Annotated in this window: 22 protein-coding genes; 10 read left to right on the forward strand and 12 right to left on the reverse strand. The window is 70.3% G+C overall.

Features of this window, described 5'->3' with window-relative positions:
* Positions 1–2: 2 nt before the first annotated feature.
* Positions 3–1,172 carry a thiolase family protein gene (locus ACWIHT_RS30455; protein ID WP_456171486.1) on the reverse strand — a complete coding sequence of 390 codons (1,170 nt, stop codon included), beginning with the start codon at positions 1,170–1,172 and terminating at the stop codon, positions 3–5.
* A gap of 133 nt (positions 1,173–1,305) precedes the next feature.
* Between ACWIHT_RS30455 and ACWIHT_RS30460 the strand changes: the two genes are divergently transcribed.
* On the forward strand, positions 1,306–1,797 hold the full coding sequence (locus ACWIHT_RS30460) for a winged helix-turn-helix transcriptional regulator (protein ID WP_456171487.1): 492 nt from the start codon (positions 1,306–1,308) through the stop codon (positions 1,795–1,797).
* On the opposite strand, the gene ACWIHT_RS30465 is transcribed toward ACWIHT_RS30460, so the two are convergent.
* From ACWIHT_RS30465 to ACWIHT_RS30475, 3 genes are all read right to left on the reverse strand, one after another.
* Positions 1,794–2,414 carry a cupin gene (locus tag ACWIHT_RS30465; protein WP_456171560.1) on the reverse strand — a complete coding sequence of 207 codons (621 nt, stop codon included), beginning with the start codon at positions 2,412–2,414 and terminating at the stop codon, positions 1,794–1,796. The genes ACWIHT_RS30460 and ACWIHT_RS30465 overlap by 4 nt on opposite strands.
* Before the next feature lie 119 nt (positions 2,415–2,533).
* Positions 2,534–3,460, reverse strand: a complete 927-nt coding sequence (locus ACWIHT_RS30470) for a DUF6807 domain-containing protein (protein ID WP_456171488.1) — start codon at positions 3,458–3,460, stop codon at positions 2,534–2,536.
* On the reverse strand, positions 3,457–4,644 hold the full coding sequence (locus tag ACWIHT_RS30475) for a Gfo/Idh/MocA family protein (RefSeq protein ID WP_456171561.1): 1,188 nt from the start codon (positions 4,642–4,644) through the stop codon (positions 3,457–3,459). Before ACWIHT_RS30475 ends, ACWIHT_RS30470 begins: the two co-directional genes overlap by 4 nt.
* Before the next feature lie 251 nt (positions 4,645–4,895).
* Between ACWIHT_RS30475 and ACWIHT_RS30480 the strand changes: the two genes are divergently transcribed.
* Positions 4,896–5,771, forward strand: a complete 876-nt coding sequence (locus ACWIHT_RS30480) for an undecaprenyl-diphosphate phosphatase (RefSeq protein ID WP_359610566.1) — start codon at positions 4,896–4,898, stop codon at positions 5,769–5,771.
* 1 nt (position 5,772) lies between these two features.
* Here ACWIHT_RS30480 and ACWIHT_RS30485 read toward each other — a convergent pair whose 3' ends face one another.
* On the reverse strand, positions 5,773–6,363 hold the full coding sequence (locus ACWIHT_RS30485) for a carboxymuconolactone decarboxylase family protein (RefSeq protein ID WP_456171489.1): 591 nt from the start codon (positions 6,361–6,363) through the stop codon (positions 5,773–5,775).
* Between the two features lie 140 nt (positions 6,364–6,503).
* Between ACWIHT_RS30485 and ACWIHT_RS30490 the strand changes: the two genes are divergently transcribed.
* Genes ACWIHT_RS30490 through ACWIHT_RS30500 form a run of 3 tightly spaced genes read left to right on the forward strand, consistent with a single transcriptional unit; the run spans position 6,504 to position 7,312 of the window.
* The gene (locus tag ACWIHT_RS30490) at positions 6,504–6,791 is read left to right on the forward strand and encodes a winged helix-turn-helix transcriptional regulator (RefSeq protein ID WP_456171562.1); all 288 of its coding nucleotides are present in this window, start codon (positions 6,504–6,506) and stop codon (positions 6,789–6,791) included.
* Entirely contained in the window at positions 6,791–7,087 is a 297-nt protein-coding gene (locus tag ACWIHT_RS30495; protein ID WP_456171490.1) for a hypothetical protein, read from the forward strand. The genes ACWIHT_RS30490 and ACWIHT_RS30495 overlap by 1 nt, the downstream gene beginning before the upstream one ends.
* Positions 7,088–7,132: 45 nt before the next feature.
* The gene (locus ACWIHT_RS30500; RefSeq protein ID WP_200710564.1) at positions 7,133–7,312 is read left to right on the forward strand and encodes a hypothetical protein; all 180 of its coding nucleotides are present in this window, start codon (positions 7,133–7,135) and stop codon (positions 7,310–7,312) included.
* A 66-nt stretch (positions 7,313–7,378) separates the two neighbouring features.
* On the opposite strand, the gene ACWIHT_RS30505 is transcribed toward ACWIHT_RS30500, so the two are convergent.
* Both ACWIHT_RS30505 and ACWIHT_RS30510 read right to left on the reverse strand, forming a co-directional pair.
* A complete protein-coding gene (locus tag ACWIHT_RS30505; protein ID WP_456171491.1) occupies positions 7,379–8,119 on the reverse strand; it encodes an SDR family NAD(P)-dependent oxidoreductase in 741 nt (246 codons plus the stop codon).
* A gap of 28 nt (positions 8,120–8,147) precedes the next feature.
* Positions 8,148–8,636, reverse strand: coding sequence for a MerR family transcriptional regulator (locus ACWIHT_RS30510; protein ID WP_456171492.1), 489 nt, complete (start codon positions 8,634–8,636; stop codon positions 8,148–8,150).
* 54 nt (positions 8,637–8,690) lie between these two features.
* On the opposite strand from ACWIHT_RS30510, the gene ACWIHT_RS30515 reads away from it, so the two are divergent.
* The 3 genes from ACWIHT_RS30515 to lnt all read left to right on the forward strand — a co-directional run bounded on the left by ACWIHT_RS30515 (position 8,691) and on the right by lnt (position 11,094).
* Positions 8,691–8,819, forward strand: a complete 129-nt coding sequence (locus ACWIHT_RS30515; protein WP_456171493.1) for a hypothetical protein — start codon at positions 8,691–8,693, stop codon at positions 8,817–8,819.
* 111 nt (positions 8,820–8,930) lie between these two features.
* Positions 8,931–9,422: a nuclear transport factor 2 family protein gene (locus ACWIHT_RS30520; protein ID WP_456171494.1), complete on the forward strand. Its 492-nt coding sequence runs from the start codon at positions 8,931–8,933 to the stop codon at positions 9,420–9,422.
* 97 nt (positions 9,423–9,519) lie between these two features.
* Positions 9,520–11,094: an apolipoprotein N-acyltransferase gene (gene lnt / locus ACWIHT_RS30525; RefSeq protein ID WP_456171495.1), complete on the forward strand. Its 1,575-nt coding sequence runs from the start codon at positions 9,520–9,522 to the stop codon at positions 11,092–11,094.
* Here lnt and ACWIHT_RS30530 read toward each other — a convergent pair.
* Positions 11,012–11,923 carry a Gfo/Idh/MocA family protein gene (locus ACWIHT_RS30530; RefSeq protein WP_456171496.1) on the reverse strand — a complete coding sequence of 304 codons (912 nt, stop codon included), beginning with the start codon at positions 11,921–11,923 and terminating at the stop codon, positions 11,012–11,014. The two genes, lnt and ACWIHT_RS30530, sit on opposite strands and share 83 nt — an antisense overlap.
* A 98-nt stretch (positions 11,924–12,021) precedes the next feature.
* Between ACWIHT_RS30530 and ACWIHT_RS30535 the strand changes: the two genes are divergently transcribed.
* Both ACWIHT_RS30535 and ACWIHT_RS30540 read left to right on the forward strand, forming a co-directional pair.
* Positions 12,022–12,534 carry a DinB family protein gene (locus ACWIHT_RS30535; protein ID WP_456171497.1) on the forward strand — a complete coding sequence of 171 codons (513 nt, stop codon included), beginning with the start codon at positions 12,022–12,024 and terminating at the stop codon, positions 12,532–12,534.
* Between the two features lie 120 nt (positions 12,535–12,654).
* Positions 12,655–13,143, forward strand: a complete 489-nt coding sequence (locus tag ACWIHT_RS30540; RefSeq protein WP_456171498.1) for a hypothetical protein — start codon at positions 12,655–12,657, stop codon at positions 13,141–13,143.
* A 13-nt stretch (positions 13,144–13,156) separates the two neighbouring features.
* On the opposite strand, the gene ACWIHT_RS30545 is transcribed toward ACWIHT_RS30540, so the two are convergent.
* The 4 genes from ACWIHT_RS30545 to ACWIHT_RS30560 form a co-directional block, all read right to left on the reverse strand.
* Entirely contained in the window at positions 13,157–13,690 is a 534-nt protein-coding gene (locus ACWIHT_RS30545; RefSeq protein WP_456171499.1) for a hypothetical protein, read from the reverse strand.
* A 102-nt stretch (positions 13,691–13,792) separates the two neighbouring features.
* Entirely contained in the window at positions 13,793–14,476 is a 684-nt protein-coding gene (gene ung, locus ACWIHT_RS30550) for a uracil-DNA glycosylase (RefSeq protein ID WP_019071064.1), read from the reverse strand.
* Positions 14,477–14,590: 114 nt separating this feature from the next.
* Positions 14,591–16,174: an ABC transporter substrate-binding protein gene (locus tag ACWIHT_RS30555; protein WP_456171500.1), complete on the reverse strand. Its 1,584-nt coding sequence runs from the start codon at positions 16,172–16,174 to the stop codon at positions 14,591–14,593.
* Between the two features lie 195 nt (positions 16,175–16,369).
* Complete coding sequence (locus ACWIHT_RS30560) at positions 16,370–17,140, reverse strand: SDR family oxidoreductase (protein ID WP_456171501.1); 771 nt, start codon at positions 17,138–17,140, stop codon at positions 16,370–16,372.
* Between the last annotated feature and the right edge of the window lies 1 nt (position 17,141).

Raw genomic sequence — 17,141 nt, forward strand, 5'->3', positions numbered from 1 at the left:
CGTCAGACGGCCTCGACGATCATCGCGTTGGCGAGGCCCCCGGCCTCGCACATCGTCTGCAACCCGTAGCGCGCTCCCCGGTCCCGCATCGCGTGCACGAGCGTGGTCGTCAGCCGGGTGCCGCTCGCGCCGAGCGGATGGCCGATCGCGATGGCCCCGCCGTGCACGTTGACCTTGGCGAGATCGGCGCCCGTCTCCTGCTGCCAGGCCAGAACGACGCTGGAGAACGCCTCGTTGACCTCGAACAGGTCGATGTCGTCGAGGGTGAGCGAGGCCCTGCGCAGCACCTTCTCCGTAGCCGGTATGACACCGGTGAGCATGAGCAGCGGGTCGGAGCCGGTCACGGCGAAGCTGTGCAGCCGGGCGATCGGACGCAGCCCGAGCCGGGCCGCCGTCTCACTGGACGTGATCAGGACCGCGGAGGCGCCGTCGTTGATCGGGCTGGAGTTGCCGGCGGTGATGTTCCACTCGATCCCCGGGAACCGCTCGGCCCAACTCGGGTCGTAGAAGGCGGGCTTGAGACCACCCAGGACCTCGGCCGTACTGCCGGGCCGTACGCACTCGTCGCGCGAGGCGCCCGCCAGGGGTGTCACCTGGGCGTCGAAGAGGCCCGCCTCCCAGGCGGCGGCGGCCTTGTGGTGCGAGGAGAGCGCGAAGTCGTCCAACTGGTCCCGTGTCATGGACCACTTGGCGGCGATGAGTTCGGCGCTGATGCCCTGCGGGACGAGACCCTCCGGGTAGCGCGCGGCGACTCCGGGGCCGAAGGGATCCGTGCCGGGCAGCACGGCCGACCCCATCGGCACGCGCCCCATGGACTCCACTCCGCAGGCCACGACCAGGTCGTACGCCCCGGAGAGCACGCCCTGCGCCGCGAAGTGCACGGCCTGCTGGGAGGAGCCGCACTGACGGTCCACCGTGGTCGCGGGCACGGACTCCGGGAAGCCCGCCGACAGGACGGCCTGCCGGGTGATGTTGACGGACTGCTCACCGACCTGGGTGACCGTGCCGCCGATGACGTCGTCGATGAGGGCGGGGTCGATCCCGGTGCGCTCGACGAGGGTGCGCAGGGTGTGCGAGAGGAGTTCGACGGGGTGGACCTGGGCGAGGGAGCCGTTCGGCTTGCCCTTGCCCACTGGGGTGCGTACGGCTTCGACGATCACTGCGTCACGCATGGGGTGGGCCTCCGTTATTTTTTCCAGCTAGCACTACTATTTTTTTCCAGCAAGCACTACCAGTGAGTAGGAAATCCAAACTCACCATAGCTCTGTCAGTTGGAAAATCAAACCCACCCTTAAAGTAGGTGCTATGGCCCCTCCCAAAGACAAGCCCGCCCCCAAAGACCCGCGCCCCTGCTCGATCGCCGACGCCCTCGCACTCGTCGGCGAGAAGTACTCCCTGCTCGTCCTGCGGGAGGTGTGCCTCGGCAATCGCCGCTTCGACCAGCTGGTCCGCAACATCGGCGCCCCGCGCGACGTCCTGGCCACGCGGCTGCGCCGCCTCGTCGACGCCGGGATCCTCACCCGGCGGACCTACAGCGAGCACCCGCAGCGCTTCGAGTACCGGCCCACGGAGGCGGGTCTCGAACTGGAGCCGGTCCTGATGACCCTCATGGCGTGGGGCGACCGGCATCTCCGTAGGGATCTGCTCGACCGCCCCATGGTGATCGAGCACATCTGCGGCAACGAACTGGTCCCGGCCGTCACCTGCACGGCCTGCGGCGGCACGGTCCGCCACGAGGACCTGACGGCCCACCCGCAGGTACCGGGCTGGACCGTCACGGGCCCGGCAGCGGCCTAGACGTCGTAGACGTCCAACCGCCCGCACATCCCGAACTTCCCGTACGCCGAAGGCTGTTCGGCCCGTACGGCGGCGTCGGCGAGGTGGGTGAAGTCGCCCCGGTCGAGCCGGTCGAGCTGCTCCCCCGTGGCCTCGGCGGCGGCCCGCGCACCCCGTTCCCAGCGCTCGCGCCACTCCGCGAGCCGGGGCCGTACCAGCGCGGCGGCGGCCCGGTGGAAGGCGGCAAGCGCTTCCGGGCCCTCGGCGGAGCGCAGCGCCTCGTAGCCCTCCAGGGCGAGGTCGCGGCGGGCCCGGGCGATCCGTTCCTGCTCGGCCTCCGGCGCGTCGGCCGGGATGACGGTGACAGCGGCGTACGTCTGCGGGTCGATGAGGTACTGCGGGGGCAGGGTGAGTACCGCGTCGCCCGCCTCGGGCAGCCCGCTGTTCTGCATGAGGACGGTGATGCGCAGATCGCCCTCGTTGACGAGCCGGTGGATGGTCCCGGGCGTGAACCAGGCGACCGTTCCGGCCGCGAGCGGTGTGACCGTGTACCCGGACGTCGTGCCGGACGCAGTGAGCGTCTGCACCGCACCGCGGCCGCCGGTGACGACGTACCCCTCCGAACAGATCAGGTGCATATGGGGAGTTCCGCCGCACACCCTGCCTGCACCATCGGCCTCGGCGGGCCACTCGTAGACGGACAGATGCGAGACGGCGACCCCGCCCGGCAGTCCGCCGAAGCCGAAACTCTCGGTGCTCACCACGGCCGCGCCTCAAGGTACTTGGCGATCTCCTCCCGCTCCCACGCCCCGTCGGCGACGACGACGCGGTAGCGCCGGGTGAGCGTGTCGCCGGGGTCGAGGACCAGCTCGTCGTGGAAGGCGAAGGAGGGGGCGATCCCGGCGAACGGCTCGTTGCGTACGAACCAGTGGGCGGGGTGGGCGCCCTCGGCGCCGGTGTGGTCGTTCTCGGGGGCATGCTCGAAGACGACCGTCGCGTGACCGTCGGTGCCGTCGTGCTCTCCGGAGACGGCGAGCCAGGGACCCTGGGAGCCCATCAGATCGGGGCCCTCGCCGTCGGGGCCGATGATGCGGCCGTCGCGGAAGGCGCGCGGGCCGCGCCAGAACAGACCGGTGTAGCCCGCCGCCTCACGCCCGTGGGTGGTCGGGCTGCCGAACAGCAGGGGCTCGTCGCGGCGGTTCGTCACGGCGCTGGTCCAGGTCAGCGCCCATGAACCCGACTCCGTGTCGACGTCGTGCACCTCGATCCGGCGCCGCTCGTCGGCCCATAGTTCACCGCTGTACGGATGCCAGGTAAGCCGTTCGGCGATGACGAGGCGCTCGGCGTCGGCGTAGAGCTCGTCGAAGGCGACATGGGCCATCGACCCGACCCGCTCGGGGAGTTCGAGATACCCCTCGCCGTGAACGTATGTGTTGCCGCCCCACAGGTTCTGGCCCGACAGATGTGAGGCGGTGAACTGCAAGCCCTTGTGCCAGCGGTGGTCGTTGGGCCGGTAGTCCGTGACGATGTCGCCGGCCAGCGTTCTGATCGGGTGGAGGTACGGCTTCGGCGCCTCCCAGGACGCCTCGGGCCGGTAGACGTAGCTGAACAGCTCGACGCCGGTGGCCGGTTCGGTCACTGTGACGCGGTCGCCGTGGGCATGGACGATACGCAGGCCGGTCATGCCGACACCTCCTCGCGCGCCACGGGCGCCCAGCCGGGGGCGCCGCCGTGCAGCGCCGTGTAATAGGGGTCACCGGGGCCGATCTCGCCGGCCCGTACGGTCGTGTCGGTGAACGCCGACTTGTAGAGCGCGGTGATCAGTTCCAGGCTGGTGCGCCCGTCGGTGCCGCTGGCGCGCGGCCGTTCGTCGGCCCGCATGCTGACGACGAGTTCCCGCAGCTGCTCCAGGTGCGAACTCGGCACGTCGGGACCGAAGTTCCGCCAGGCGGCGGCCTCCTCGCCCGAGACGTCCGGGGCGGGGGTGATGCGCCAGTTGTCGTTGCTGTGGCCGTACAGGTGGGTGAGTTCGACGGTGGCGCGCTCGCAGTCGATGCGGATACGGCTGACCTCGTCGGGGCTCAGGACGCTGTTGACGACGGTCGCCATCGCGCCGTTCTCGAAGCGGACCAGGGCGGTCGAGACGTCCTCGGTCTCCACGTCGTGGACCAGCCGCCCGGCCATGGCCTTGACCTCGCTCCACGGCCCGAGCAGATCGAGCAGCAGGTCCATCTGGTGGATGCCGTGTCCCATGGCGGGACCGCCGCCCTCGGTGGCCCAGCGTCCGCGCCAGGGCACCGCGTAGTAGGCGGTGTCGCGGTACCAGGTGGTCTGGCAGTGCGCCACGAGCGGCCGGCCCATGGCCCGCTCGGCGAGCAGCCGGCGTACATGCCGGGTGCCCGAGCCGAACCGGTGCTGGAAGACGATGGAGGCGTACGGCCCCCCGACCGTCCCCTTTGCCGGGCCCTCCTCGTCCTGCACGGCGTCGAAGTCGGCCAGTGTCGGCACCGGCGGCTTCTCGCACCAGACCCAGGCGCCGGCCCGCAGCGCGGCGACGGTCTGCGCGCGGTGCAGGGTGGGCGGGGTGCAGATGGTGACGAGGTCGGGCCGCTGTTCCCGGAGCATCTGCTCCAGGTCGGTGTAGGCATGCGGAATCCCGGCCTCGGCACAGAAGGACTCGACTGAGGTGGCATCGATGTCAACGGCCGCGACCACCTCGGTCTCGCCCTCCTCGGCGAGCCGCGCGAGCGCGGGGAAGTGCGAGCCGCGGCCGATGGCACCGGCGCCGACCACGGCGGCCCTGATGCGCCGCCCGGCGAGGGGGGCCGGGGGCCGATACGCCCCGGGGTTGGTGGCGGGTGTGGACATGGGCGTGATCAGCACTCCTCCGGAGACAGCGAGCGCGTCCAGCAAGCGCTTTCCTCCGCTGCAACGTATGCGCCGCCCCCGCGCCTGGTCAACACCACGCACCCGGAGTCGCCCGACCGCCCGCGAAACCCCTGTGTCCGGCCTGTCACACCGGGACGCTACGCTGCCCCTCACACACACTCGATCACCGTGCGCGGCGTTTTGGTGTGTCCTTTGCCCCTCCGCGAGCAGCACTTGGACGCCGTAACTCCATGTCTTGGTTTGAATCCCTCATCCTCGGACTCGTCCAGGGGCTGACCGAGTTCCTGCCCGTGTCGTCCAGTGCGCATCTGCGGCTGACGGCGGCCTTCTCCGGCTGGAAGGACCCGGGCGCGGCCTTCACGGCGATCACCCAGCTCGGCACGGAGGCGGCGGTGCTGATCTACTTCCGCCAGGATGTCGGGCGGATTCTCGCCGCGTGGTTCCGGTCGCTCACGAACAAGGAGATGCGGCGCGACCACGACGCCCAGATGGGCTGGCTGGTGATCGTCGGCTCCATTCCCATCGGCGTGCTCGGGGTCACGCTCAAGGACCAGATCGAGGGGCCGTTCCGGGATCTGCGGATCACCGCCACCATGCTCATCGTGGTGGGCATCGTCATCGGCGTCGCCGACCGCCTCGCGGCCCGCGACGAGACGGGCGGCCGGCACCGGGCGCCCAAGCAGCGCAAGACACTGGTGGACCTGAACGCCAAGGACGGCCTGTTGTACGGCCTCTGCCAGGCGATGGCGCTGGTTCCCGGCGTCTCCCGCTCGGGCGCGACCATCAGCGGCGGCCTGTTCATGGGTTACACCCGTGAGGCGGCGGCCCGTTACTCCTTCCTGCTCGCCATGCCGGCCGTACTGGCCTCGGGTGCCTTCGAGTTGAAGGACGCGGCCGAGGAGGGGCACATCGCGTGGGGTCCGACGATGTTCGCGACGGTGATCGCGTTCGCGGTCGGATACGCGGTCATCGCGTGGTTCATGAAGTTCATCTCGCACAAGAGCTTCATGCCGTTCGTCTGGTACCGCATCGCCCTCGGCATCGTCATCATCGCGCTGGTCACGGCGGGCGCGCTGAGCCCGCACGCGGCCGAGTCGGCGGGCTGAGCTACCGCTCGGGCAGGGCGAGAGCCCAGGGTTCGGGGGCGATCCCGACGCCGTTGGCGACGTAGGCGATCGTGCGGTACCACCCTGCCAGTACGAGGAGTTCGAGGGCCTCGGGCTCGTCGAGGTGCTCCCGCAGGCCGGACCAGACGGGGTCGCTCAGTCGTGCGCCGGCGTCGAGTTCGTCGACGGCCCGGAGCAGCGCGGTCTGCCGTGGCGACCAGGCCGGGTCGTCCGGGGTGCCGGTCGCGGTCAAGGTGACCTGTTCCGGGGTGAGTTGGGCGGCTTCGGCGTACGCCGCCATGTGGACGCCCCACTCGTAGGCGCAACCGGCGCGGGCGCAGACGCGGGCGATCACGAGTTCGCGGTCGGCGGCGCTCAGGCGGCCGTGCACGAGGAGTCCGGCGCCCAACGCCCGCATGCGGGAGGCGAGTTCGGGGTGGCGTTCGAGGACCTTGAACAGCATGAGGGGTTCGTGGGCGACACCGGGCGGCATCCAGCGGCGCAGGGCGCGGTCGGTGTCGGGGGTGTAGGGCGGGGTGACTCCTTCGATGCGCTGTCGTTCGATGTCCTGCTCTTCGATGCGCTGTCTCATGTCCACCGACTCTTGCGCTTCTGAAATCGAAGCGCAAGAGTAAGTCGGGAGATCGCCAAGACCCCGGCAAGGAGGCCCTGTTGGAACCGGTCCCCGCTCCCGGCCGCCCTGTACGCGGGTCGGACACCGGGCGTCCCGTCATGGCCGCGCTCGACCTCCTCGGGCGGCGCTGGACCCTCCGCGTGATCTGGGAACTCCACCGTCACCCCGCCCCGATCGGTTTCCGCGATCTGCAACGGCACTGCGACGCCATGTCCTCCAGCGTCCTGTCCACCCGCCTCACGGAGTTGCGCGAGGCGGACATCGCGGGCCAGACACCGGACGGGGCCTGGCAGTTGACCCCGCTGGGCAGGGACCTGGTGACGGCGATGGGGCCGCTGCTGGACTGGTCGCGGGTGTGGGCCGAGCGGCGAGGGAGAGCCAACTGATGCCGCTGACCCAGCAGTTCGCCCGCGTGTCGTCCGGGTACCTCGACCGTTGCCGTGCTTCGGCACTCGCCTCGTCCGAGGCTTGCCTCGGCGGGGATGCGGCATTCCTGGACCGCATCCGACTCGACGGCCTCCTCTCGGAGTTGTCGACGTCAACCGAAGAGGCGGCCACCGCCTGCTGGTTCGGCGCCGAATTCGACGGCACTGTACGAACCCACCTGGCCGAACACTTCGCGGCCATAGGGGAGTTCTACCGAACTGCCACGCCCGTGACCAACCCCATACGGTTTGAGTAGCCGTCCGGTAGCGCAGTGTCAGTCCTTGCCCCTAGGCTGTTCCGCATGTCCCCCGATTCCGTGACCCCTGGTTCCGTGCGGTCTGCTTACGAGGTGAACGAGCAGATCCGGGCTCTCTGGCTGCGCGCGGGCGGATCGCTCTCCACTCAAGAGCGGGAGGAATACGAGTTGTTGGTGGTCGAGTGGGCCGCCGCGATACGCGACGGGGTCATCGAGGCCGCCTGAGCGGCAGGCGGCGACACCCCAGCACCGGCACCGGCACCGGCACCGGCACCGACCCCATCGCCACCCTCACCGTCCCCCCGACACCCGCACCACCGTGCCCGTCGTGTACGACGCGTCCGGCGACATCAGCCAGGCGATGGCCGCGGCGATCTCCTCGGGCTGGCCGGGGCGGCGCAGCGGGATCGACGCGGACACGCGTCGCGCGCGGTCCGGGTCGCCCATTCTCGCGTGGATCTCGGTATCGACGATGCCGGGTGCGACCGCGTTGACGCGGATGCCGTCGGGGCCGAGTTCCTTGGCCAGGCCCACCGTGAGGGTGTCCACGGCGGCCTTGGTCGCGGCGTAGTGGACGTGGTCCCCGGGGCTGCCGAGCGTGGCGGCGGAGGACGACACGTTCACGATCACGCCGTTGCCCCGGGCCGTCATGGTCTGCGCGGCGCGGCGTGAACACAGCAGTGTGCCAAGGAGGTTGACCTCGACGACCCGGCGCAGGTCCGCGGTGTCGATGTCCGCGAGCCGACCGAAGGGGCCGGTCACCCCAGCGTTGTTCACCAGCCCGGTGACGGGCCCGAGTTGCCGCTCCGCCGAGGTGAACAGCCGCTCCACGTCCGCCTCCACGGCCGTGTCCGCGCCCACGCACACGGCCCGCACCCCGAACTGCCGTACCCTGTCCGCCACTTGTTCGGCCGCCTTCGCGTCCCGGAGATACCCGACGACCACGTCGTGCCCGTCCTCCGCGAGCCGCAGACAGGTCGCGGCGCCGATTCCCCGGCTGCCTCCGGTGACGACCGTGACGAGACGTTTCATGCGGACTCCCCTTCCGGAGCTGAGCAGTTCAGGTGGTGGCCGGTCCCAGCCGGGCGCGGACGAGCGTGTCGAGTCGCCGCCAGGCCGGGGACGAGGCGTTGACCATGCCCTGGACGAGGGCGGGGATCCTCGGGGGCAAGGTCGTGCGCGCGGTCGTAGTCCAGGAAGAGCTGTCGCAGCGCCGGGTCGGCCAATGTCCCGGCCTGGTCGTGGAACAGGGTGATCGCGTGCTCGGGGTGGGTGGCGAACACGAGGATCCCTCGTCGGGCAGCGGTGTCAGATCTCCGGCGGCGAGCCGACGCAGCCGCCCCCGCGTTGCCCGCAGGTCGCGGATGCGGATGCGGATGCGGGCGGTGAGGTCGTCATCGACGGCGTCGTGCGCGCCGTAGCGGCGATATCCGGACGCGTCGCGTTCTGGCTCGGGCTCGGGCTCGGGGAGCAGGCCCTTGGCGTGATGGACGCGGACGGTCTTGACCGAGACTCCGACATACCCGGCCGGCTGCCCGATGGGGATCACCCGGCCATCGTCCCACTTGACCCCGCCCCTGGGGCAGGGTCGCAGCATGGGGGCATGACGCACACGAACATCGACCGGGAGACCCTGCGCGAGCTGCGGCGGATCTCCGACGCCGGGTACGACGACGCCGGGCAGGAGCTGGAACGGCTGCTGAAGACGCCCGCCGACGAGCAGCGGGACTGAGGGATCCGGCCACGTCCAGGGACGCACACCTGTCCGAACACCACCGAATGTTCCTCACGTTGTCCCCGTGTACCCCTTGGCTCGACACACCGCGTGACCAACACTTGGCCGATGACGCAGCGTGTGGAACTGGCGATCGTGATGGACCGGCTGGCCGTGGACGAAGTGATCACCGAGTACGCGGTGGCGGTGGACGACGGCGACTGGGAGGCGTACCGAAAACTGTTCGCGCCGAACGGGCGGGCCGACTACCGGTCCGCCGGAGGCATCGAGGGGAACGCGGAGGACGTCGCCGGGTGGCTCGCCGAGAGCATGCGGCTGTTCCCGATGCGGCAGCATCTGATCGTGAACCGGCGGATCCGTTTCGGCACCCTGGACCAGAACACCGACGACACCGCGCGCGTCCAGGCCGACTACGTGAATCCGATGCGCTTCGCCAAGGAGGACGCCGACGACACCTCCACCGCGCCCGACTTCGTGTGCGGCGGGCGGTACGAGTTCGGGCTGCTGCGGACGCACGACGGCTGGCGGCTGACCGGGGTCGTCGTGGCGGAGAAGTGGCGGCGCCTTCCGGAGCGACACCCGGAGGCCGTGATCAACTGACTCGATCGAGTCGATCGAGGTGACTGGCGCGACATCCTCTGTGCGAGATCGTCCGTGACGCGCACACTGGAGCGATCAGCGGGTAGGGAGGTGCCGTATGAAGACCTTCGGCGACTGGCTCGCCTCCCCATGGCGGCGTTCACTGCTCGCCTCGCTCGCGGGCGCGCTGCCCGTGTTCGCGTTCCCGGCGCCGTCGTGGTGGTGGTTCGCCTACGTCGCGCTCGTCCCTTGGATCCTGCTGACCCGCTCGGCGCCGACCCCACGCCGGGCGGTCTACGACGGCTGGTGCGGCGGGCTCGGGTTCATGCTGGCCGTGCACAGCTGGCTGGTGCCGAGCCTGAGCGTGTTCATCGTGGTCATCGCGGGCCTGCTGGGCGCGCTGTGGGCGCCGTGGGGCTGGCTGGTGCGCCGCTTCCTCGGTGGCGTGCCGTCGCTCCGGCGGGGTGCCGCCGCGCTGCTCGTGCTGCCCTCGGGCTGGCTGATGGTCGAACTCGTGCGGTCCTGGCAGGGGTTGGGCGGGCCCTGGGGTCTGCTCGGCTCCACCCAGTGGCAGGTGGAACCGGCGTTGCGGCTCGCGTCGGTCGGCGGGGTGTGGCTGCTGAGCTTCCTGGTGGTGGCCGTCAATGTGGCGGTCGCCGTGCTGGTCGCGGTCCGTGCGGTGCGGGTGCCGGCCGTCGCCGGGCTCGTCGCCACCGCCGCCGTGACCTCGGCGGCCTGGGTGTGGTCACCGCGCCCCGACGTCGACGGCCGGGTGCGGATCGCCGTCGTACAGCCCGGGGTCATCGACGGTGACGACAGCGGCGACCGGCGCTTCGACCGCGAGGAACAACTGACCCGCCAACTGGCCGGTCAACATGTCGACTTGATCGCCTGGGGCGAGAGCAGCGTCGGCTTCGACCTCGGGAAGCGGCCCGATCTCGCGCGCCGTATCGCGGCCCTCTCCAAGGAGACCGGCGCCGACATCTTGGTCAACGTGGACGCCGAGCGCTCCGACAAACCCGGCATCTACAAGAGTTCGGTCCTGGTCGGCCCGCAGGGGCTCACCGGCGACCGCTACGACAAGATGCGGCTGGTCCCCTTCGGGGAGTACATCCCGTTCCGTTCACTGCTCGGCTGGGCCACCTCCGTCGGCAAGGCGGCGGGCGTCGACCGCAGGCACGGCACCGAGCAGGTCGTCATGAACGTGGGGCACGGGCTGCGCATCGGCCCGCTGATCTGCTTCGAGACCGCGTTCCCCGACATGAGCCGCCATCTCGCCCAGGACGGCGCCGACGTCCTGCTCGCCCAGTCCTCGACCTCGTCCTTCCAGAACAGCTGGGCCCCCGAGCAGCACGCCACGCTCGGCGCCCTGCGCGCCGCCGAGACCGGCCGCCCGATGGTCCACGCCACCCTGACCGGCGTCTCCGCCGTCTACGGCCCGAGCGGCGAACGCATCGGCCCCTGGCTCGGCACGGACTCGGACACGACTCAGGTCTACGACGTCCCGCTCGCCCACGGCGTCACGCCGTACGTCCGCTACGGCGCCTGGCCGGTGGGCCTGGCCCTGCTGGTGCTGGCGGCGACGTGCGCGGGTGAGGGCGCGGTGGCGTTCAGGCTGCGGCGGACCGCTCCGCGACCGCTCGCACCACCCGCTCGCACAGTTCATGAGTCGCCAGCGCGTCCCGGGCGCTGAGCACCTTCCCCGCGCGTACGGCGTCCAGGAAGGCGAGCACGGCCTGCTCGATGCCGCGCTGCCGGGCCACCGGGACCCAGTCCCCGCGGCGCCGTACGGTCGGCTGGCCCTTGTGGTCGACGACCTCGGCGAGGTTGACGACCTGACGCTTGGTGTCCTGGCCGGAGACCTCCAGGATCTCCTCGACCGAGCCGCTGAGCCGGTTCATCACCCCGAGCGCGGTGAAGCCGTCGCCGGAGAGCTGGAGCACGAGGTGGTGCAGCAGTCCGTCCTGGGTGCGGGCGCGGACGGTCACGTCGTCGATCGGTCCGGGCACCAGGAACCGCAGGGTGTCCACGATGTGGATGAAGTCGTCCAGGATCATCGCGCGCGGCTCCTCGGGGAGCCCGATCCGGTTCTTCTGCATGAGGATCAGCTCGCGCGGGTGGTCGGCGCACTGCGCGTACCCGGGGGCGTAGCGGCGGTTGAAGCCGACCGCGAGCGACACGTTCCGCTCCTCCGCGAGCCGCACCAGGCGCTCGGAGTCGGCGAGTTGATAGGCGAGGGGCTTGTCGACGTACGTCGGTACGCCGGCCGCGAGCAGCCTGGTGACGATCTCGGGGTGCGCGGTGGTGGGGGCATGCACGAACGCGGCGTCGAGGTCCTGCGCGAGGAGTGCGTCGAGGTCCGGGTGGCGCCGGTCCGCCGGCAGGTGGAGGGCGTCGGCGACGCGGGTGAGGGTGGCGGGGGTGCGGGTCTGGAGATGCAGTTCGACGCCGGGCAGGGCGCCGAGAACCGGCAGGTAGGCCTTCTGCGCGATGTCACCGAGTCCGATGCAGCCGACCTTCACGGAGCCTCCCTGGCGCTCGCCCAGCGGTACGTTCCCGGAAGCATACGGCGGGGCGATATCCGGTGGTGCGGGCGGACCGGGAGCGCGAGGATGCGGGCATGACGATCGAGCGCAGTGAACCTTCGACCACCGCCGACGAACGCACCATGCTGGAGGGCTGGCTGAAGTACCACCGCGAGACCCTCGCCTCGAAGTGCGAGGGGCTCACCGACGAACAGTTGAGGACCAGGTCCGTGGAGCCCTCCACGCTGTCCCTCATGGGCCTGGTGCGGCACATGGCGGAGGTGGAGCGGGGCTGGTTCCGCTCGGTCATGGCGGACGAGCAGGCGGACCCGATCTACTTCACCGAGGAGGACCCGGACGGCGATTTCCACACCACCGGGACGGACACCTGGGTGGAGGCCCACGCGACCTGGCGGGCCGAGATCGCGGCGGCGGACGCTATCGCGGCCCGGTTCACCCTGGACGACATCTCCGTGGGCAAGCACCACCGCACCGGCGAGCACTTCAACCTGCGCTGGATCTACACCCACATGATCGAGGAGTACGCGCGGCACAACGGCCACGCCGATCTGCTCCGGGAGCGGATCGACGGCAGCACCGGCGACTGACGTCACGTCGTCACCCAGGGCGGGCGCGGGCCGTCCGTAAGGGGGCGGAGATCACCCGTGTGGGGCATCATCCGCCCGTCCGCTGTCCCAAACAGGGCCGGAACCAGCAGAGTTGCGCGGGTGCATCGAACGACGACCACCGCAACGCTCCTGGTCACCGTGGCTGTCTCGGCCCTGTCCGGCTGTGTGACCGTCCAGCGGCCACCGGCTCCCGCTCCCCCGGCCGCACCGTCCCAAGCGTCGGTGCCGCGCCCGGACGGCAGCGCGGAGCCGCAGGTCGTACAGGCCCCGGCCCGGGAGGCGCTCGAACTCATCGACCCCTCGCACCGCCCGAAACCGGTCGCGCATCCACCGCACCACGCACCGGCCCCGCCCCCACGGGCGGCCCAGGCACCGGTACCGGCACCGGTCCCCCGCTCGCACCAGCACCCCCATCCCCACCCGCATCCCAAGCCGCGCCACCCCCGGCAGCCGAGCGCGGACATCCCGGACGTGGTCAGGTCGGTACCCAAGAACACGTCAGATGTCTGCGCCCTGGGCAGGAAGTACGGCGGCTGGCAGAAGGACAGCCCGCAGTCGATCATCTGCGGTCAGACATACGGCCGTTGACGTCGGAGGAAACCTAGGGCCGCTGTCTCGGCGGCCCCCAGGTCCCCTCCCCGGCCGCACCGCCCTCTGTGTCGAGCCGCAGTTCCAGTCGGCCGATCGCTGCCCGCACCCCGTTGCCGTAGCCGTCGTCCGCGAGGACCGTGCAGGCGGCGCGGGCGCGGCGGAGGTGGGTGCGGGCGGCGTCCGGGCGGTCGAGCTTGATGTAGTCGGCGGCGAGGTTGAGATGCAGGGAGGGGTAGAAGCCGCGCACCCCACCCGCCCCCTCCTGGCCGGTGTCCCCCGTCTCCCGCCCGTCTGTCAGCTCGTCCGCCGCCAACAACGCCCGGAGATCCCAGGCGAGTTCGTCGGTCGGGTCGTCCTGGGTGTCGGCCAGGTAGTGCGCCAGTGTGCAGCGATGCAGCGGGGCGCCGTCCTCACCGAGCTCCGCCCACAGACCGAGCAGCCGCTCCCTGGCCTCCTCGCGATCGCCGCCGTGGTGCAGCATGACGACCTGTCCGATCCGCGTCAGCAAAGCGTCCGGCGCCGCCTGCTCCTGTCGCTCCGTCACAGCGTCCTCCGCACCTTGTCAGCCACCGTTGGCCGTCCCTGTCGAAGCTAACCGGCGGCACTGACAATCGCCGTCAGGCGGCCCCGGACCGGCCCGGCGAGCTCAGCCCAGGTTCGGGATGCGCCAGTCGATCGCGGTGTGGCCCTGCTTGGCGACGGCCTCGTCGATCTGGGTGAACGGGCGGGAGCCGAAGAACTTCTTGGCGGACAGCGGGGAGGGGTGCGCGCCCTTGACCACGACGTGCCGCTCCTCGTCGATCAGGGGGAGCTTCTTCTGCGCGTAGTTGCCCCACAGGACGAAAACCGCCGGGTCGGGGCGGTCGGCCACCGCGCGGATCACCGCGTCGGTGAACTTCTCCCAGCCCTTGCCCTTGTGGGAGTTGGCCTCGCCGGAGCGGACCGTGAGCACCGCGTTGAGCAGCAGGACGCCCTGCTGGGCCCACGGCATCAGATAGCCGTTGTCCGGGATCGGGAGGTCGAGTTCCTCCTTCATCTCCTTGTAGATGTTCCGCAGGGAGGGCGGGGTCTTCACTCCGGGGCGGACCGAGAAGCACAGGCCGTGTCCCTGGCCCTCGCCGTGGTACGGGTCCTGACCGAGGACCAGCACCTTCACCTGGTCGTACGGTGTCGCCTCCAGGGCGGCGAAGACCTCCTCGCGCGGAGGGTAGACCGGTCCCTTCGCCCGCTCCTCCTCGACGAACTCGGTCAGCTCCTTGAAGTAGGGCTGCTGAAGCTCGTCGCCCAGGACTCCGCGCCAGGACTCGGGGAGCATGGAGATGTCGGTCACGTCAACTTCCTTACCGTGTGCGGCGACTGCGATGCGGAGCGAGCGCGCGAGTGCGGTCGCTTCCATGTCCCAGAACCTACAGGCGACCACTGACAACGCGTGCCGCGAGCCGGATCACCAGCTCGTCTTGCGGTACAGCTGCCACATCATCATGATCGTCGACGGGTCGAGGGCCTGTTCGCCGCCGGAGATGTCGTCGCTGGCGGCCACGTACTGCCGGCCCTGCCACAGCGGCAGCAGCCGGGTGTCGTCCACCAGGATCTGCTGCGCCTCCTCGAACTCCTTGACCACGTCGGCCCGGTCGGACTCCTTGCGGGACTCGGGCAGCAGTACGCCGGTGATCCGCGGCGACGGGTAGGGCGTGCCGAGCGCGTTCTGCTGTCCCACGAAGGGCGCGATGAAGTTCTCGGCGTCGGGGAAGTCCGGGAACCAGCCGCGCCCGAACACCGGATACTCGCCCTTCTGGTAGCCCGTCACATACGTCTTCCAGGGGCGGCTCTTCAGGGTGATCGTGAAGAGCCCGGAGCCGTCGAGCTGCCGCTTGAGTTCCTTGAACTCCAGGGCGGTCTCGGAGCCGTAGCGGTCGCTGGTGTACCAGAGGGTGAGCGGGACGCGTTCGGTGATGCCCGCGCGGGTGAGGATTTTCCGCGCCTTGGGGACGCTGGGGTCCCCGAAGTCGTCGAAGAAGGCGGTGGTGTGGCCGGTGAGGCCCTTCGGGACCATGGAGTAGAGGGGGTCCACGGTGTCGCGGTAGATCTTGTGGGTGATCGCCCCGCGGTCGACGACCTGGGCGACGGCCTTGCGGACGGCGGGGTTCCGGGCCCACTGGTCCTTGGGGTTGAACACCAGGTAGTTGATGTCGGTGCCGGAGCCGTCGACCAGTTGCAGGTCCTTGGAGGGGCTGCCCTGGAGGGTGACGATGTCGTCGGCGGCGAGGCCGCGGTAGGTGACGTCGATCTTCTGGTCCCGCAGCGCCTTCACCATGGTGCCCGAGTCCTGGAAGTAGCGGATCGTCACCGCGCTGTTCTCCCGCTTGGCGAAGCCCTTGTAGCGGTCGTTGCCGACGAGTTGGGCCTGCTTGCCGTCGTCGTAGGACTTCAGGGTGTAGGGCCCGGAGCCGAAGACCTTGCCGTCCTTGCGCAGGGAGTGCGCGGGGTAGTCGTCGGGGTCGACGATCGACATGGCCGGGGTGGCGAGCACGAACGGGAAGGTCGCGTCGGGCTTGTTGAGGTGGAAGACGACCTCGCGGTCACCGGTCACCTGGACGCGGTCGAGGCTGCCCAGCAGTCCCGCGGGTCCGCCCGGGACGTCGATCTGTCGGATGCGGTCGATGGAGTGCTTGACGGCCTGGGCGTCGAGCGTGTCCCCGTCGGCGAACTTCATGCCCGCGCGGAGTTCGCAGCGGTACGTCGTGTTCGAACCGTCCGTGAAACCACAGCTCTTGGCGGCGTCCGGCTCGGGGGTGGTCGCGCCGGTCGGGTAGGCGAGGAGCGTCTGGTAGATGTTGCGGAACAGCTCCCACGAGCCGTCCCAGGAGGCGGCCGGGTCGAGCGTGCTGGGGGCGCTGGTGGTGCCGACGACGATGGGTCCCCGGTCGTCCTGATTTCCGTCCGAGAACACCCCGCAGCCGGCCACCAGGGATATCGATGTGAGCGCCGCGGCTCTCCGCAGGCCTCGGTTCCGGTTGAACACGCGCATGCTCCTCGATCCGCCGTGCCAAGGGTCGGCAGACCATACCGCAGTGCCCCGGCCGGTTGAGCAAGGTTCGGACGGGGCTCTTGATCAGCGGTTTTATGACGACGTTGTCAGTCCGCTGTGCGCGTTTTCGTACCTCGACACGGGCGCCGGTTCCGTAAAGGGAACAGCAAAGAAACCGGCGCCCGGGTCGTCGGGTCAGGCCACTCCGGCGTTCAGGAGGATGCCGCCGTCGACGACGAGGGTCTGGCCGGTGATCCACTCGGACTGGTCCGACGTGAGGAACGCGGCGGCGCCGCCGATGTCGGAGGGCACACCGAGCCGGGCCAGCGGGTAGGAGGCGGCGGCCTCCGCCTCGCGGCCCTCGTACAGGGCGGCGGCGAACTTGGTCTTCACCACTGCCGGGGCAATGGAGTTGACCCGTACGCCCGGCGCGAACTCGTGCGCCAGCTGGAGCGTCAGGTTGACCATCGCGGCCTTGCTGACGCCGTACGCGCCGATGAACGGTGAGGCGGAGATCCCGGCGAGGGAGGCGATGTTGACGATCGCGCCGCCGTTGTCCTTCTGCCAGGCGTGCCAGGTCTTCTGGGCGAAGCCGAGGGCCGAGATGACGTTGGTCTCGAAGACCTTGCGGGCGACGTTCAGGTCGAGGTCGGCGATCGGGCCGAACACCGGGTTCGTACCGGCGTTGTTGACCAGGTAGTCGACGCGGCCGAAGGCCTCCATCGTGCGCTCGACGACGACGGTCTGGTGGGCCTCGTCGTGGGCCTTGCCGGCCACGCCGATGACGCGGTCGGCGCCGAGCGTCTCGACGGCCTCCTTGAGGGCGTCCTCGTTGCGGCCGGTGATGCAGACCCGGTCGCCGCGGGCGAGCAGCGCCTCGGCGACGCCGTAGCCGATGCCGCGGCTGGCGCCGGTGATGACGGCGACCTTGCCGGAGAGCGCGGGCAGTTCAGGCTGTTCAGTCATG

The organism is Streptomyces sp. NPDC002276, from assembly GCF_053891435.1.